Below are 14,961 nucleotides of genomic sequence, written 5' to 3'. Positions count from 1 at the left end.
CAAGTGGTTGGGCATGCTGTTTATAACCGGGGCATTGTACATAGCAACGCTGCAATTTAGTGGGGTGGCAGGGCTAGTAAGCTGGTTGATGATAACCATGCTGTGCTTAGTAATATTACCCAGCGTTGTTTTCTTCAGTAAGGTGCAAAAGTGAATACACATAAAATAGCAACAAGTCGCGTTCAGTGGCTATGGAAAACCGTAATAGGTGTTGTACTTGGCTTAACCTTAAGCTTTGGTCTAGTTGGACTTTTTGCATGGGTAGGCCCTGATAATCTCAACAGCGAACTCAGTGGTGAGCGTTTGCTATGGAAATCACAAATGCATATGTGGATGGTAACGCCTGTGTGGATGTTAATTGTGACGTTTAGTTACTTATTTAAAACAGCAAAGGAAGCCGCCATCAGCTTAGGCATCGGAAACTTATGTGTGTTTGGCTGCTTGTTCATTGTTAGGGGCTTTGTATGAAGATTCGCGCCGACATAATACGGACATATCAAACACTACATACCTGGACCGGCATTTGCGCAGGTTTATTATTATTTATTGGCTTTTTCGCGGGTTCATTGACCATGTTCCGAGGGGCAATCGACCAGTGGGCGACGCCTGCAAGTTATCAATTACCGCAAGTTCAAGAGGCGCAATATGATGAATTGTTGCAAAAAGTATTAGTCGCTTATCCGAAAGCTGCTAACTCTGTGAGTTTACATTTTGCAGAAGGCCATTCGCCTATCACTTGGTATGAGGCTGGCAGTGCTCGGGGGCTATCGTTAGATGATCAGGTTTATCATGCCACACTTAATGACAGCGGAGAGTTAGTTGCAGAGCTTCGCCACGTCAATGAGTTATCAATGCTGGTGGATTATTTACATCGTACCGCAGGTATAATCGGTGAAATAGGCCATGATCAGGCGGGAGTTTATGTATTAGGTATTGCCTCTTTTTTATATTTTATAGCATTGATCTCTGGCGTGATCTTCTTGCTACCGACGCTCACAAAAAGCTTTTTTGCGTTAAGGAGTACTAAGTCAAAAGCACGTTTTTGGCTTGATACCCACAATTTAATTGGTGTGAGTAGTTTACCATTTCACATTATTATTTCATTCACCGTTTTTGTTTTTGCTTTTCACGACCTACTTTATGGCGGGTTAGCGCAGGTGTATGGAGATAAGCCGATGTTTAAGCGTACTGCTGAATCTGAAATTGTGTACCAAGTAGAGCAGTTACCTAAACTGCTAGAATTACGACAGGCGGTACGTGAGTATGCACCTGATTATACAATAAACAATATAGACTTCAGTGGTTTAAATAAGCAAGGGCCCAGTGCTGCCATTAAACTTGTGAATGCCGATACTCTGATGCGTGGTCCAATTACAGATTTTCTCTATATGCAGCCTTATACCTTTGAGATATCGACAAGTAGCGTAGAAGGGGGGGATCAAGGTGTTTGGAGCAGTATTGTGTCGAGCTTTTTTGGTCTACATTTCGGCAGCTTTGGTGGCGATTTTGGCCGCTGGGCGTATTTTATTATGGGTCTATTGGGTGCCATCTTATTTTATACTGGTAACTTATTATGGCTTGAAAAGCGCCGTAAAGCACAAGTGTTAGAGCAATCTAGAGCCAGTACAATATTGGCGAAATTAACGGTTGGGATCAGTTTGGGCTCTATTGCTGGTATTGCCTGCGCTTTTGCTGCGTCAAAGTGGTTAAGTTTGATGAGCTTAAATATAAATGTGGCCTACATGTGGCTCTATTACCTAACATTTTTTGTGACGCTTGGCGCTGCGTTTATTTATGGTGCACCGAGAACTGCAATACTAGGCATGCGCATAATTGCGCTGCTATGTTTCAGCATTCCCATTACCTCAGTGGTTGCCCTTGTGCTGCCTGTTACCGGTCTTTGGTCAGCTTATGATTTAACCACAATCAGTGTTGAACTGGTCGCTGCGACTTTTGGCGTAGCCTTTTGGATTATAAGTAACAAAACAGCTAAACGAGCGTATAGCAATGACAAAAATAGCGTCTGGTACTTACCTGCAAATAAAATGGTAACGACACTTACGCCTAATAGGGTGTAGCGAGAAGATGTTCAGGTATGTGGTTCTGAACATCTAGCTTATTTTACTCATTATTGGTGAGTTCAATTTGATGACTTATTATTTAAAAAAGTCATCATTTTTGGCGAGCAAAGCTTCCATATCTTCAATTAAGTCTTGCGCGGCTTTTGGATCTAGCTCTGCATCGGCTTGAATCGTGGTGGAGATTTTATTATTTTCGAAAGACCACTCGCCTAGGTCAATAAGTTGGCATCGCTTTGAACAAAAAGGGCGAAATTGACTTTCTTCAGACCAAGTAACAGGTGAAGAGCAGGTGGGGCATTTTACTACTGTGGGCATTATAATTAACCATGTCGTTAACTCAGCCCACAGTGTAATAAACTCCTCGCTTAGAAGCTAGTGACACGATTTATTTCAGACAAAGATGTTAGGCCTGCTGCTGCTTTTTTTAAGCCTGACTTACGTAAATTATCAAACCCGAGTTGTTCAGCCATTTGTGCAATTTTAATTGAGTTACCACCTTCCATAATCACTTGTGCTATTTCAGGGGTTATCTTTACAACCTCATAAACACCCACTCGGCCTTTGTAGCCATCGGTGCAGCTTTCACAGCCTTTTGGTGAAAAGAGGGTAATGTCTTTCAATTGTTCAGCAGTAAAGCCTTGCTTAAGTAGCTCTTCTTCTGGCAGCGTTTCAGCTTGCTTACATTTAGGGCATAGGCGCCGTGCTAGGCGCTGTGCAATGATCAGGCTTATTGAGCTGGCAACGTTGTACGCTGGTACCCCCATATTCAACAAACGTGTTAGTGTTTCGGGTGCTGAATTTGTGTGTAACGTACTTAGTACTAAGTGACCCGTTTGCGCCGCTTTAATGGATATTTCGGCGGTTTCTAAGTCACGTATTTCCCCTACCATGACGATGTCAGGGTCTTGACGTAAAAATGCTTTGAGCGCATTGGCGAACGTCATGTCGGCGCGAGGGTTAATTTGTACTTGATTTACACCTTCTAAGTTTATCTCGACAGGGTCTTCTGCGGTGCTGATATTACGCTGTGGTTGATTTAAAATATTGAGGCCTGTATACAAAGACACGGTTTTACCTGACCCCGTTGGGCCGGTAACTAAGATCATGCCTTGCGGTTGCTCTAACGCATTCATGTACAGTTCTTTTTGTTCTGGCTCATATCCTAATACATCAATACCGAGCATGGCACTGGATGAGTCTAGAATACGCATTACAATTTTTTCACCCCACAGCGTTGGTAGGGTACTGACACGAAAATCAATGCTCTTACGCTCTGAGATTTTTAATTTAATACGGCCATCTTGTGGCTTACGCTTTTCGGCAATATCAAGTCGCGCCATAACTTTAATACGTGCAGAGAGACGTGATGCTAGGCTGGTGGGTGGGCTTGCCATTTCGTGTAGCAGCCCATCAATACGAAAGCGCACACGATATTTATGCTCATAGGGCTCAAAGTGTAAATCTGATGCGCCTTTTTTAATGGCATCCATTAAAATTTTGTTGATGTAGACAATGATGGGGGCATCATCTTTGTCGCCTTCATCATTCTTTTGCTGTGAACTTTGTGCGTCTTCAATGTCTAAATCGGCAAATTCTTTGTATTCTTCGTCACTGAGCGATAGCCCACCGGTTGAATCAAACAGTAAATCAATTTTTTGCTCAAGTTGTTTATAGTCGACAACCACAGCTTCACATTGTAACCCGGTACTGAATTCAAAGTTTTCGAAGGCGCCATAATCGGTTGGGTCTGATGTGGCAATGTAAAGCTTGCGGCCTTTTTTTACCAAAGGAAGTAAATGATGCTGTTTTATCAGCTTTTCTTTTACCAGGTCAGAGGGTAGCTGCTCTACGTCGAAGTCTGTTAAATCAAATAGTGGCACTCTAAATAAGTCAAGGCACTGCTCAGCAAGCTCTTTACCGCTCATGCCTGTGCACAAACAAATGAGCTCAGCGGTGGAGTGTGCTTCTGCTTGCTTTAGCTTAAGCTGCTCTGGGGTGACTTTACCTAACGTAATAAACTTACGCAGTAGCGGTGAATGATGCTCCATAATGCCTCTAATACTTACGTGTACTGAGTTAAGCTTAGCAAAAATATGAGTTGCTAAACTAGGGGGTAACCAATTAATTTATACAGAGTACGTTGTTAGTACACTGTATTTATAGTGATTGTGCTTGTTTTAAGAAACCCTGATGCAATACTTCTAACTTGCTATGCATCTGTGTGAGCGAGCCGCTGTTATCTAATATGCTGTCAGCTTTATTACACTTCTCTTGCCTTGGCATTTGCGCTGTAATGATTTGCTTGATATGTGCACTGCTAACCTTATCTCGTTGCGTGGTTCTGTGTATTTGTATTTCTTCACTGACATCAACTAGCAATGTGTGATTGCATAGTGCATCTAGCTGATTTTCAAACAGTAATGGGGCGGATAGCACCACATAACTCGAGTTGGCGCTAGATAGCTGACTCAGTATTGTTTCACGGATCATAGGGTGCAATAAATTGTTCAACCAGCTTTTATGTGCCTCATTGCTAAAAATCAGTTCTCTGAGGGCTGCTCTATTAAGCATGCCATCACTTTGCAACATATCACGACCAAATTTATCGATTATGGCTTGAAGCCCATCGCTATTAGGTGCAACAACCTCACGGGCGATAACATCAGCATCAACAATACAAATACCTTTGTCAGCCAGTGCGTTACTCACGGCTGTTTTTCCGGCACCAATGCCACCGGTTAACCCTAAAATCCATTGTGCCATTTTTAATACCCCAGTAAATTAAAATACCAAGTATGTATTTGTTCACCATACAAAATACATAGCCAGCCTGCGATAGCGAGGTAGGGGCCAAATGGAATTGGGGTGCTTTTGTCTTTCCCTTGAATCGCCAATTGTACGCTGCCTATAATGGCACCAACAAAACTTGAGAGGAGCACAATGGTAAGGATCGCTTGCCACCCTAAAAGCGCGCCAAAAATAGCAAGTAACTTGAAGTCGCCAAAGCCCATACCTTCTTTACCGGTTGTGAGTTTAAACAGCCAATAGACACTCCACAAACTTAAATAACCTACTGCTGCACCGATTATGGCCTCTGAAGGAGGGATAGTCATATCGAAACAGCTAGCCAGTAATGCTAACCATAATAACGGTAAGGTAATTTGGTCAGGCAACAGCATATGATCAATATCAATAAAGATTAATGCGATCAATGCCCAAGTTATGATGAGGTAAAGCATGGTGATAGGCACAGGACCAAAGTGTTGCGCAAGCAATAGAGATACCAACGCAGTGCCCATTTCAATTAAGGGATAACGCACTGAAATGGATGTTTTACAATGGAAACAACGCCCCTTTAATAACAACCAGCTAAGCACAGGAATATTTTGCCAAGCTTTTATCGCATTGCCGCATTTTGGGCAGCTTGAGTGGGGGGTAGAGAGGTTAAAGGTTTTGGTATTCTCTACTTGTCTGTTTGGTAGTTCGTTTGTGAGTAACAAGCGGCATTCAGACTGCCATGTGTTATTCATCATTATTGGTAGGCGATAAATCACCACATTTAAAAAGCTACCAATACATAGGCTGACTAGGCCGACAGTGAGTAGAAAAAACCACGTTTCGCTTTGTAAAAGCTGTATTACATCTTGCATCTATTGCTCATAGTTTTTGTTATTAATAGGTTGTTTGATATGAAAGTTATGATGTTAAACAACAGCGCCAAGCTGAAATATGGGTAAATACATAGCAATAATAAGCCCACCAACTAATACGCCTAATACCGCCATGATTAGCGGCTCTAGCAAGCTAGATAATCCGTCTACTAAATCATCTACTTCTTGCTCGTAAATATTGGCAACTTTTGCCAGCATGCTATCAAGCGCGCCAGACTCTTCACCAATTGCGACCATTTGTATTACCATATCGGGGAATACTTTTGAGTTGCGCATTGCCCAATTCATTTGATTTCCTGAGCTAACATCACCTTTTATATCAAGGATTGCATCTCGGTATATGACGTTTCCAGACGCGCCAGCGGCGGAATCTAATGCATCCACTAATGGCACACCAGCCGCAAATGTAGTTGATAGGGTTCTAGCATATCGTGCAACAGCAGCTTTATTTAATATGGCACCGACAACGGGGAGCTGAAGTAAGAGCCTATCATTAAAGTTACGTAATTCCTTAGAGCGCAGCAGCATTTCTTTGTAAGTATATATGCCCCCGGCAATGAGTATGACCGCCAGCCACCAATACTCTTGCATAAACTCTGAGATGGCAATAACCATTAACGTGAATGCGGGTAGCTCTGCACCAAAGCCATTAAAGATGTCTTGAAATTGTGGAACAACGAAGATTAACAGTATCGATGTGACGATTAGCGCAACAACAACAACAGCAATAGGATAAAAAAGCGCTTTTTTAATTTTAGATTTTAAGGCTTCAGCTTTTTCTTTGTAAAGCGCGACACGGTCAAATATTTTATCCAATGCACCAGATTGCTCCCCTGATTGTATTAAATCACAGTACAAGTCATCAAAATAGCGGGGATATGCCCTCAAAGAGCGGGAAAGAGGTTGCCCAGCTTTGACTTCGTCGGCAATGCTGGCAATTAATTTACTCAGGCTTTTATTTTTTACGCCAGAGGAGATCATCTCTAAAGCTTGAATTAAAGGCACGCCAGCCATCAGCATGGTGGCAATTTGCCGAGTCGTGATTGATATGTCTTTTGCGGTGATTTTTTGTGTTTTATTTAAGCCAAAAAGCGCTTTAGGCTTTCGTTTTACTTTAGAGGGGGTAATACCTTGCTTACGTAACTGTGCTTTTATCAATGCAACACTGGTTCCAGCCATTTCGCCTTCTAAGCGCTTACCTCTGCTGCTTACACCAACCCACTGAAATGTATCTAACGACGGCTCTTTTTTCTTGTCATTCATTTTACTAATAACCTACCCATCAGCATAATCCTGCATCTTTACACGTGCCAGATACTTGCCAAGTGAGCGTGTTACCAGCACTACTGACACTGGGTGTTAAAATATAAGTAACACGTTGATTGTTTGACGTTATATTGCTTTCAATTCTGATAACTCCGTCTGTTACAGAGGCAGTTTCAATATAACGGTGAGGCAAAACTTGATCAGAGTCATTGTTTGGAATACCGAGTTTTCCGCCATCTAGTTCGGTTAAGTCTCGAGTCCTACCGGATAAGAATATTGTTTCTATGCTATTTTTATATAAAGACGTTGCCAGTACCACTTCTGAGAACCGTGCTCTATCTAAGTAAAGTTGGTAGCGCGGTAAAGCCACTGATGTTAATAGTGCAATAATACTGACAACAATGAGTACCTCGATTAGAGTAAAGCCATCTAAACGTGCAGAAAAACTATACTTTTTCGAGGTACGGAGCATTAATTAACACAAACCACTTGTTAAGCAAGTACCACCTTGTGTCCAAGCAACTGGAGGTTTAACGCCTCCGGCTGTCAGGGTGTAAGTCACACCAGCAAGTGCACTTCCATCGCTTTTCCAAGTTACAGTAATTACACCTTTAGCCACAGCGACACCATGAGCTGTTGTGGTTGCCGTGATAGCTGCAGGAATACCTAATACAGCAGAGTTTAAGTCGTCTATTTTTTCAGGGCTTTTAGTCTGTATTGCCAATTCAACAGCTGTTTTACTTGGTGTAACCGCTAAAACGGCTTCAGCGAAGCGTGCGCGATTGGAATAGTTTTCGTAGGCAGGCAATGCAACCGCTGCCAAAATACCGATGATTGCAACTACAATCATTAATTCAATAAGGGTAAAACCACCCTGTTGTTGTTTAGTCATGATGTGTCTCCTAAAGGATGTATACCTAACTTCGATTCTAAGTTAGATGATTATTAAAATTATTGCAATAACTTGAGCTGCCGCATTATTAGCATGTCGCTAAGCGCGTTACCCCAGCTACAATCTCCTTCGTTAGCATGCAATGTTGTTAACAAAGTTTAGAGTATCAAACCATTTACCCCAAATTAATCTATGATAATTATCAAGGTTTCATTTTGAGTGCTGTGTTACTTTGCTAACACCGCGGTGCATTATATCTCTATTATCGGGCAATACAGGCTAATACTTTAATAACATTTACTGAGCGTAACAAGGTAAAATACGACTTTTTCAGTTTTAAAGCATTTACATTAATCAATAATTACTACTTTATCATGATTCGTGGTTGGTTTGATAAATTATTTGTTACACTCTCATTCTTTGTTCGTATTAGATGGTTTTTTTGCCTACTTGTCAATCTATTAGGTGATGACTTTGCGTCTAATCACCACCTATTTGATTTCGATTAAGTATCGAAGCGCATTGATAGGTCGATGCTTTGTAAGTTTTTTGTAAGTGCGCCACTAGAAATAAAATCAACACCTGCCTGTGCATAGGTTGTGAGAATGTCGAGGGTCATATTACCTGATACTTCAAGTTTCGCTTGGCCTTGTGTTAGAGAAACAGCGCTTTTGATATCCGCTACGCTAAAATTGTCTAGCATAATAATGTCGGCACCTGCATCTAATGCTAACTGTAATTCAGATAAGCTCTCCACTTCGACTTCAACAGGCTTATTTGGGTGATTTGCTCGGGCTTGGTTGACTGCCGCAGCTATACCGCCGCAGGCGGCAATGTGGTTTTCTTTAATTAAAAAGGCGTCAAACAAGCCTATTCTATGGTTTTTACCTCCGCCACACGTTACAGCATACTTTTGTAAAGCGCGCAGCCCGGGGATGGTTTTTCTGGTATCCAGGAGGCGGGTGTTGCTGTCTTTTAATGCTGCCACATAATGAGCGGTTGTGGTGGCGGTGCCACTGAGCGATTGCACAAAGTTTAGTGCGGTTCTTTCTGCGGTGAGTATTGAGCGTGCTGAGCCAACTGCGGTAAATAGCTTACTGTTGGCAGCTACTTGCTCACCGTCTTTTACCAGCATTATGACCTTAACGCTTGCGTCGACCTGTTTGAATACTTCGAGTACAAGCGCTTCACCACAAAATACACAGTCTTCTCGTGTGATCACAAATGCATTCGCTTGCTGAGATTCAGGAATTAACTGCGCAGTAATATCGCCATCATTGGCCGATTGGAAGTTGAGGTCTTCGTTGAGTGCTTGCTTTACTAATAAAGTAATGTGTTCAGGTGTCATGAGTTCGCTGTGCATAGTACGCCACTTGTAAGTTGTATTGACCAGATTGATTTGATACAAATTTTACTGTGTAGCGCGCTATTACACAATCAAGGTAGTGCATTTAAATAAAGGTTGGTATGGTTAAAATAAATATATAAACAATAAAAAGTGCATATTATGAGTGAGTTGTTCTGGTCTGATACAGCGCAGCGCAGGCCTTGTACATTTTTTGATGACAGACCTGATGGTGAAGAGATATCATTATTAGTGATCCACAATATTTCGCTGCCGGCTGGTGAGTTTGGTACATCCTATGTTGATGATTTATTTACCGGGGTGATTGATTGTCATGCGCACCCAAGCTTTGTTGATTTAGATGGGTTAAGAGTATCAGCGCATTGCTTTATTCGTCGTGATGGCGCTTTATTGCAGTATGTGCCATTTAATAAGCGGGCTTGGCATGCTGGGGTATCAGAGTTTGCTGGGCGAAGTCGTTGTAATGACTTTAGTATTGGCATTGAGCTTGAAGGTACCGATGATACGGCCTATACCGATGCGCAATACAGAGCGCTGAGTAGGCTTACGAAAAAATTGATGCGTGAATATCCAGCAATGACATACGAGAGGATAGTTGGTCATTGTGATATTGCACCTGGTAGAAAAACAGATCCTGGCGCTGCATTTGAGTGGCAACGGTTTTTTGACTTGATTAAATGAAATGAGACAACGTAATGATTCTAATCTCGATTATTTTAGCTTTAACTCTGGAGCGCTTAGGTGCTCGAAGTGCACACTGGCAAATCGACTATTATGTACAGCGTTATTTAAACATGGGATATGGCAACCCAATAATAAAAAAATACTTAAATAGTGGCATTGGGTTTATGTGCTATTTGCTATTGCCGGTTGTTGCTGTGGCCTACCTTTATCAATTGTCTGACTTTGCACTATGGCAGTTTGTGCTCAATATCGTAATTTTAATAGTTTGCTTTGGGTGTAATGAACCCAGAAGAAAATATAAAGGGTATTTAAATGCGCTAACACGAGGCGACAGTGAAGCGGCTACTTTATATGCCTTGCAAATGGGCCAAGTGCGTACAGAGCAAGAGCAAGGTGGTGAATGGTTTGGGCAAACGCTCGCGTGGGTAAACTTTCGCCACTATTGTGCGGTGATGTTTTGGTTTGTGGTGTTAGGCGTTCCGGGGGCGGTGTTATACGCTGCTATTCGGGCTGCTTTTGATATGACCATTGAGCAGCAAAAATCTGCGGCGCATTATCAATACCAGTCTCGGTTAGACGGGTTATTATTTTGCTTAAACTGGTTACCTGCACGTTTGACCAGCTTTGGTTATTTGATCATTGGGAACTTTTCAAAAGGTACTCATTATTGGGTTAAATACGCGTTAAATTTTTCTATCACAAACCGTAAGTTGGTTACGACCACCGCCTTAGCTGCTGAACAAATTGAACAGCAATATGCAGGGTGTACCTATGAAGCGACATGTATGATGCGGTTAGTTAAACGTAATGTATTGCTATTTTTAGCACTCGTTGCTGGATTAACACTGTTTGGGCAATTAGCCTAGTATTCGCTTATAAATAGTTTGATGCTGGCTTGGGCTACTCTTTATTTCTTAATGTAGTAGCCCATCAAGCCATGCTCTCTTGCGTTCTTGCATGGCGCTAACATACCTTGGTTCTATATCCAGTTGGCGTATTGCTTCATCGCTGATGTCAATTAAGTCACATACCCCAGTTACAGACCATAACGCCTCTTCTAAATCTTTTGCTTTATGCAATGCATAATGGCTCACGTATTTTAACTCGTTAGCCAGATAGTCAGTATCTGGTCGGCCTGTTTTTGAAATATGTAAGTGGAAGACAAATAAGATGTCTTTTTTCACCGCTTTTTTCAAAAAGAGATAAAGTGGCTCTATGGGCTCATCATAAGCAACACATTGGCTTTTTAATGCCTCAGACAGTCGCTCTTTCATACAGTCAAAGCGAACAAATACAGTATACTTGAGAGGCTTATCTTGACGTGATGCATGGCGAAACGCCTCATTTAAGTGTTCTTCAATAAAGTTTTCTGGAAATAGACTGGTTGCATTTAAGTGTTCAGGGCCACCTTTATGGTAGGCCATCAACAGTCTATGTAAATTTGTTGGGTATAAACCTAAGCCAATGGCACCAATACTGAATAAGGCAGATTCCTTATGGATATAAAGCGGAAATTGGCAGACCGTTTTTGTCACCATATTACGCAACGCGGTCGAAAGGCCGGGGATCTTGGGGCTTTCTTCACATGCATGTAGTTTACTTTTGTTCATATCAATTAACTGTTTGAAGAACGCCATTCCCACATGCGGTAAGTCAGTTAACTTACTTACTTTAAGGTTAATAATGGTTTTTGATTTACTCACTGCCATCACTTCATAGCGTAAGTGGTTTAATTGGTGCTGCTTAGTAATTTTTTGCAAATCAGGCAATTCAAGGTGAACAATATCGCCTTTTTTAACCGTCGAGGGGGTAGGGGTTTCCAATTGCAGCCCCATCACCGAGAAATCACGCGTATTACCTGTAAGTGCATGGTCTGCATCTAGGTGCATGGTTACTGCTGTTTTATACAAGTAGCGTTTATGCGAGCGTAAATTAACATATTCAAGCGCAACGACTTCTAACGCGGGAGGGTTAGCCGCTCTGCCATGGCCAAACTGTTTGAGCTTGTTAACTGAGTTGCTATCAAATTGCTGCGCTTGATATACATCGAGTTGTTGTTTACTCGAAATATCAGTGAGCAACATTAAAAATTTCACATCTTGAATAATGCCTTGTACTCGGGGAGTCGGGCGTTTATTAAGCTTTTCTACATTTTTACCGGCACTAAGAGGCAAAGATAAAGGAATATAGGCATCTTCGTGATGGCTTGGCATTAGCTGTACTTTATAAGTACGCCAGCTGTCTTTTTGGCTACCAAAACCTAAAAATAAGGCTTTTAATTCTGGGTGCTCATCTAATTCATAACCAAACGCGGAGTAATAGTAAATTTTTCCGCTATTGGAGTGTGTGAATGTATAAACTGTGGCTTCTTTCACCGCATTGGGAAACGCGAGGATCTTCGCTAATCGACTTTGACTAAAGATGCTGTATAAAGATGAGACTTTTCTTTCATCTTCAAAGTAATAGTTAACAAACGCATTGTTTTCATTGGTGAGCGCAATTGTAGGCAGTAAGTGTTTGCCTTTTTTGGCAAAATACACAAATAGTGAGCTGACTCTGGGTAAGTAAAATTGCTCATAACCTTTGCAAACGACCGCATCCATGGTGTTATCTAAATTTATTTTGTAACGGCGCTTATTACCATGAATGAAGCTTTGTAAAAATTCGTCAAAACCGGAATTGTTTTCAATGAAAGTTCGCTTTAAGCGAATATGCTGGTAATCACGAGAAACGGGTTCTATCGCAACCACTTCATATTGAATGCCACCTTTGAGCCCTAATTCAAAATCTTGCTCAAGCCCGACAAGGCGAATACCAATTAATTGACCGGGTACAGCGCTGTAATTAGGTGACACTTTGATTTTTGCACCACTGAGAGAAATATCTGAAGTGGTGGCCGACACCGTACCATCTTTACCAAAATCGACGGTGATTTTTATCGAGTAATTCATGCGCTCTTCACAGCGGCTTTCATATGATGCGAAGCGAATTAACTTTGCTCCGCTCTCCGTTTTAATGCCAGCTTGTGGTGTGCTTTCTTCTTCGTCTTGGTTTTTTTGCATCACCTTATAGTTATTTTCGGTGTGCATGACCGCTTCATAGACGGCTAAGGTATATTTACCATGGCGTGCCAGCTCTTCTTCAAATACGTCAATAGCGACGTTATCCATGAAGTGCTGTTTGCCATCGTGCTCATAAGGTTTTACTTCTCCGGCAACTTGACCTCGTAAATCTATAAATCTGGCGACCGGCTGAGAAAGGCGGGACATTTCCATTTTTAACAGGAATTGATCAGGCTTCGAAAGTGAGGAAGTCGTTTGTGCAAAAATTTGGTCAAAATTAGGATCGCCTAATTGCAACTTTAAGTCGTCGATGAGGGGTTGATATTTTTGCAGCTTATCTTCAGCCATAATGAACCGTATTCATACCTGTATTCGTGCCGTGAGGCTATATCGTTATAATTTTTTAAATACTTAGCCAATACTATGACAATATTAGGTCATAGTTAACATTATTCTTAAACAATTAAAGAAACTCAGCTTGTTAGTGCCAGTATTTCGTATATATTGCCGAATAAGTTGGATTAAAAGTTAAATAAGCAAAAAGTGTGCCTGTATTATGGTAAAAAAGAAAACTGCATTTGTATGTAATGATTGTGGTGCGGAGTTTGCGCGTTGGCAAGGCCAATGCTCGGAATGCCGTGCTTGGAATACGATCACGGAGTTTAGAGTACCGTCAGTTAAAGCCGCGCCTAAAAGCTCAGCGATGTCTGGCTATGCCGGCATGGTTGAAGCAACCGTGCAAACGCTAGATGAGGTTAACCTAGAGAGCCTACCGCGTTTTACTACGGGGTTTAAAGAATTTGACCGAGTATTAGGTGGTGGGGTGGTTCCTGGCAGTGCCATTTTAATCGGTGGCTCACCTGGAGCCGGTAAGAGTACTGTGTTATTACAAACTATGTGTATGTTGGCCGAGTCGATGAATACGCTATATGTCACTGGTGAGGAGTCCTTGCAGCAAGTGGCCATGCGCGCACACCGATTAGGGTTACCTACTAATAAATTACGCACATTAGCGGAAACTAATGTAGAGACAATTTGTCAGTTAGCACTTAAAGAAAAGCCCAGCATCATGGTTATTGACTCTATTCAAGTAATGCATATGAGTGATGTGCAGTCAGCACCGGGTAGTGTGTCGCAGGTACGAGAAAGTGCGGCCTATTTAACGCGTTTTGCAAAGCAAAATCAGGTCGCAATTTTTATGGTAGGACATGTGACCAAAGATGGCTCTTTGGCAGGTCCTAAAGTACTTGAGCACTGTATTGATTGCTCTATTTTACTTGAAGGCAGTAGCGATAGTCGATTTAGAACATTGCGCGGAAACAAGAACCGTTTTGGTGCAGTGAATGAGCTAGGCGTATTTGCGATGACGGGACAGGGGCTTAAAGAGGTAAGTAACCCCTCAGCTATTTTTCTTAATCGCGGTGAAGAACAAACGCCAGGCTCATTGGTAATGGTTATTTGGGAGGGAACGCGCCCTTTGCTTGTTGAAGTACAAGCTCTAGTTGATTACTCTCAATTAGCTAACCCTCGACGCGTGACGGTTGGTTTAGAGCAGAATCGATTGGCTATGTTATTAGCTGTGCTGCACCGTCACGGGGGCTTGCAAGTTGCGGATCAAGATGTATTTGTGAATGTGGTAGGGGGTGTCAAAGTCTCTGAAACCAGTGCCGATCTGGCCTTGATCACAGCGCTTGTGTCTAGCTTTAAAAACTATGCTCTTGACCGAGAGCTGGTGGTCTTTGGTGAAGTGGGCCTTGGCGGTGAAATAAGACCAGTGCCAAGCGGCCAAGAAAGGTTAAAAGAAGCGGCCAAGCATGGCTTCAAACGTGCTATTGTACCAAGTGCAAATAAACCAAAGGAAATCATCGAGGGGATGGAGATCATAGCAGTTAATTGCTTAAGCGATGCCCTTGAAGCTTTATTTTAATACGGAAAAGTA

Annotated in this window: 14 protein-coding genes; 5 read left to right on the top strand and 9 right to left on the bottom strand. The window is 42.0% G+C overall.

The window, feature by feature from the left end; all coding sequences use genetic code 11:
* The first annotated feature begins 150 nt into the window (after positions 1 to 150).
* Both PCIT_RS08285 and PCIT_RS08280 read left to right on the top strand, forming a co-directional pair.
* Positions 151 to 468 carry a hypothetical protein gene (locus tag PCIT_RS08285; protein WP_010362439.1) on the top strand — a complete coding sequence of 106 codons (318 nt, stop codon included), beginning with the start codon at positions 151 to 153 and terminating at the stop codon, positions 466 to 468.
* Positions 465 to 2,078, top strand: coding sequence for a PepSY-associated TM helix domain-containing protein (locus PCIT_RS08280; protein WP_010362440.1), 1,614 nt, complete (start codon positions 465 to 467; stop codon positions 2,076 to 2,078). Before PCIT_RS08285 ends, PCIT_RS08280 begins: the two co-directional genes overlap by 4 nt.
* A gap of 78 nt (positions 2,079 to 2,156) precedes the next feature.
* On the opposite strand, the gene yacG is transcribed toward PCIT_RS08280, so the two are convergent.
* The 8 genes from yacG to nadC form a co-directional block, all read right to left on the bottom strand.
* Positions 2,157 to 2,396, bottom strand: coding sequence for a DNA gyrase inhibitor YacG (gene yacG / locus PCIT_RS08275; protein WP_010362441.1), 240 nt, complete (start codon positions 2,394 to 2,396; stop codon positions 2,157 to 2,159).
* A 50-nt stretch (positions 2,397 to 2,446) separates the two neighbouring features.
* Positions 2,447 to 4,129, bottom strand: coding sequence for a type IV-A pilus assembly ATPase PilB (gene pilB, locus PCIT_RS08270; RefSeq protein WP_010362442.1), 1,683 nt, complete (start codon positions 4,127 to 4,129; stop codon positions 2,447 to 2,449).
* 109 nt (positions 4,130 to 4,238) lie between these two features.
* Positions 4,239 to 4,844, bottom strand: a complete 606-nt coding sequence (gene coaE / locus PCIT_RS08265) for a dephospho-CoA kinase (protein WP_010362443.1) — start codon at positions 4,842 to 4,844, stop codon at positions 4,239 to 4,241.
* A 2-nt stretch (positions 4,845 to 4,846) separates the two neighbouring features.
* Positions 4,847 to 5,731, bottom strand: coding sequence for a prepilin peptidase (locus PCIT_RS08260; protein WP_010362444.1), 885 nt, complete (start codon positions 5,729 to 5,731; stop codon positions 4,847 to 4,849).
* Positions 5,732 to 5,785: 54 nt separating this feature from the next.
* Complete coding sequence (locus PCIT_RS08255) at positions 5,786 to 7,015, bottom strand: type II secretion system F family protein (RefSeq protein ID WP_010362445.1); 1,230 nt, start codon at positions 7,013 to 7,015, stop codon at positions 5,786 to 5,788.
* Between the two features lie 19 nt (positions 7,016 to 7,034).
* A complete protein-coding gene (locus PCIT_RS23230) occupies positions 7,035 to 7,490 on the bottom strand; it encodes a pilin (protein WP_010362446.1) in 456 nt (151 codons plus the stop codon).
* A 3-nt stretch (positions 7,491 to 7,493) separates the two neighbouring features.
* Entirely contained in the window at positions 7,494 to 7,910 is a 417-nt protein-coding gene (locus PCIT_RS23225) for a pilin (RefSeq protein ID WP_010362447.1), read from the bottom strand.
* Between the two features lie 505 nt (positions 7,911 to 8,415).
* Positions 8,416 to 9,273, bottom strand: a complete 858-nt coding sequence (nadC, locus tag PCIT_RS08240) for a carboxylating nicotinate-nucleotide diphosphorylase (RefSeq protein WP_010362448.1) — start codon at positions 9,271 to 9,273, stop codon at positions 8,416 to 8,418.
* Between the two features lie 144 nt (positions 9,274 to 9,417).
* On the opposite strand from nadC, the gene ampD reads away from it, so the two are divergent.
* Both ampD and ampE read left to right on the top strand, forming a co-directional pair.
* On the top strand, positions 9,418 to 9,957 hold the full coding sequence (gene ampD, locus PCIT_RS08235) for a 1,6-anhydro-N-acetylmuramyl-L-alanine amidase AmpD (RefSeq protein ID WP_010362449.1): 540 nt from the start codon (positions 9,418 to 9,420) through the stop codon (positions 9,955 to 9,957).
* A gap of 14 nt (positions 9,958 to 9,971) precedes the next feature.
* Positions 9,972 to 10,826, top strand: coding sequence for a beta-lactamase regulator AmpE (ampE, locus tag PCIT_RS08230; protein WP_010362450.1), 855 nt, complete (start codon positions 9,972 to 9,974; stop codon positions 10,824 to 10,826).
* A gap of 48 nt (positions 10,827 to 10,874) precedes the next feature.
* Here ampE and PCIT_RS08225 read toward each other — a convergent pair whose 3' ends face one another.
* Positions 10,875 to 13,370, bottom strand: coding sequence for a PilZ domain-containing protein (locus tag PCIT_RS08225; RefSeq protein WP_010362451.1), 2,496 nt, complete (start codon positions 13,368 to 13,370; stop codon positions 10,875 to 10,877).
* 208 nt (positions 13,371 to 13,578) lie between these two features.
* Between PCIT_RS08225 and radA the strand changes: the two genes are divergently transcribed.
* On the top strand, positions 13,579 to 14,949 hold the full coding sequence (radA, locus tag PCIT_RS08220) for a DNA repair protein RadA (protein WP_010362452.1): 1,371 nt from the start codon (positions 13,579 to 13,581) through the stop codon (positions 14,947 to 14,949).
* Positions 14,950 to 14,961: the final 12 nt, after the last annotated feature.

It is taken from the genome of Pseudoalteromonas citrea (assembly GCF_000238375.3).
GTDB classification, from domain to species: Bacteria; Pseudomonadota; Gammaproteobacteria; order Enterobacterales; family Alteromonadaceae; genus Pseudoalteromonas; species Pseudoalteromonas citrea.
This window is presented reverse-complemented; position numbering and strand designations above follow the sequence as displayed.

Bases quoted from the DNA above. Each gene is read 5' to 3' on its own strand.
- PCIT_RS23225 (WP_010362447.1), bottom strand. From the start codon at position 7,910: ATGACTAAACAACAACAGGGTGGTTTTACCCTTATTGAATTAATGATT.
- radA (WP_010362452.1), top strand. From the start codon at position 13,579: ATGGTAAAAAAGAAAACTGCATTTGTATGTAATGATTGTGGTGCGGAG.
- nadC (WP_010362448.1), bottom strand. From the start codon at position 9,273: ATGCACAGCGAACTCATGACACCTGAACACATTACTTTATTAGTAAAG.
- coaE (WP_010362443.1), bottom strand. From the start codon at position 4,844: ATGGCACAATGGATTTTAGGGTTAACCGGTGGCATTGGTGCCGGAAAA.
- PCIT_RS08225 (WP_010362451.1), bottom strand. From the start codon at position 13,370: ATGGCTGAAGATAAGCTGCAAAAATATCAACCCCTCATCGACGACTTA.
- pilB (WP_010362442.1), bottom strand. From the start codon at position 4,129: ATGGAGCATCATTCACCGCTACTGCGTAAGTTTATTACGTTAGGTAAA.
- PCIT_RS08260 (WP_010362444.1), bottom strand. From the start codon at position 5,731: ATGCAAGATGTAATACAGCTTTTACAAAGCGAAACGTGGTTTTTTCTA.
- PCIT_RS08255 (WP_010362445.1), bottom strand. From the start codon at position 7,015: ATGAATGACAAGAAAAAAGAGCCGTCGTTAGATACATTTCAGTGGGTT.
- ampE (WP_010362450.1), top strand. From the start codon at position 9,972: ATGATTCTAATCTCGATTATTTTAGCTTTAACTCTGGAGCGCTTAGGT.
- PCIT_RS23230 (WP_010362446.1), bottom strand. From the start codon at position 7,490: ATGCTCCGTACCTCGAAAAAGTATAGTTTTTCTGCACGTTTAGATGGC.
- yacG (WP_010362441.1), bottom strand. From the start codon at position 2,396: ATGCCCACAGTAGTAAAATGCCCCACCTGCTCTTCACCTGTTACTTGG.
- ampD (WP_010362449.1), top strand. From the start codon at position 9,418: ATGAGTGAGTTGTTCTGGTCTGATACAGCGCAGCGCAGGCCTTGTACA.
- PCIT_RS08280 (WP_010362440.1), top strand. From the start codon at position 465: ATGAAGATTCGCGCCGACATAATACGGACATATCAAACACTACATACC.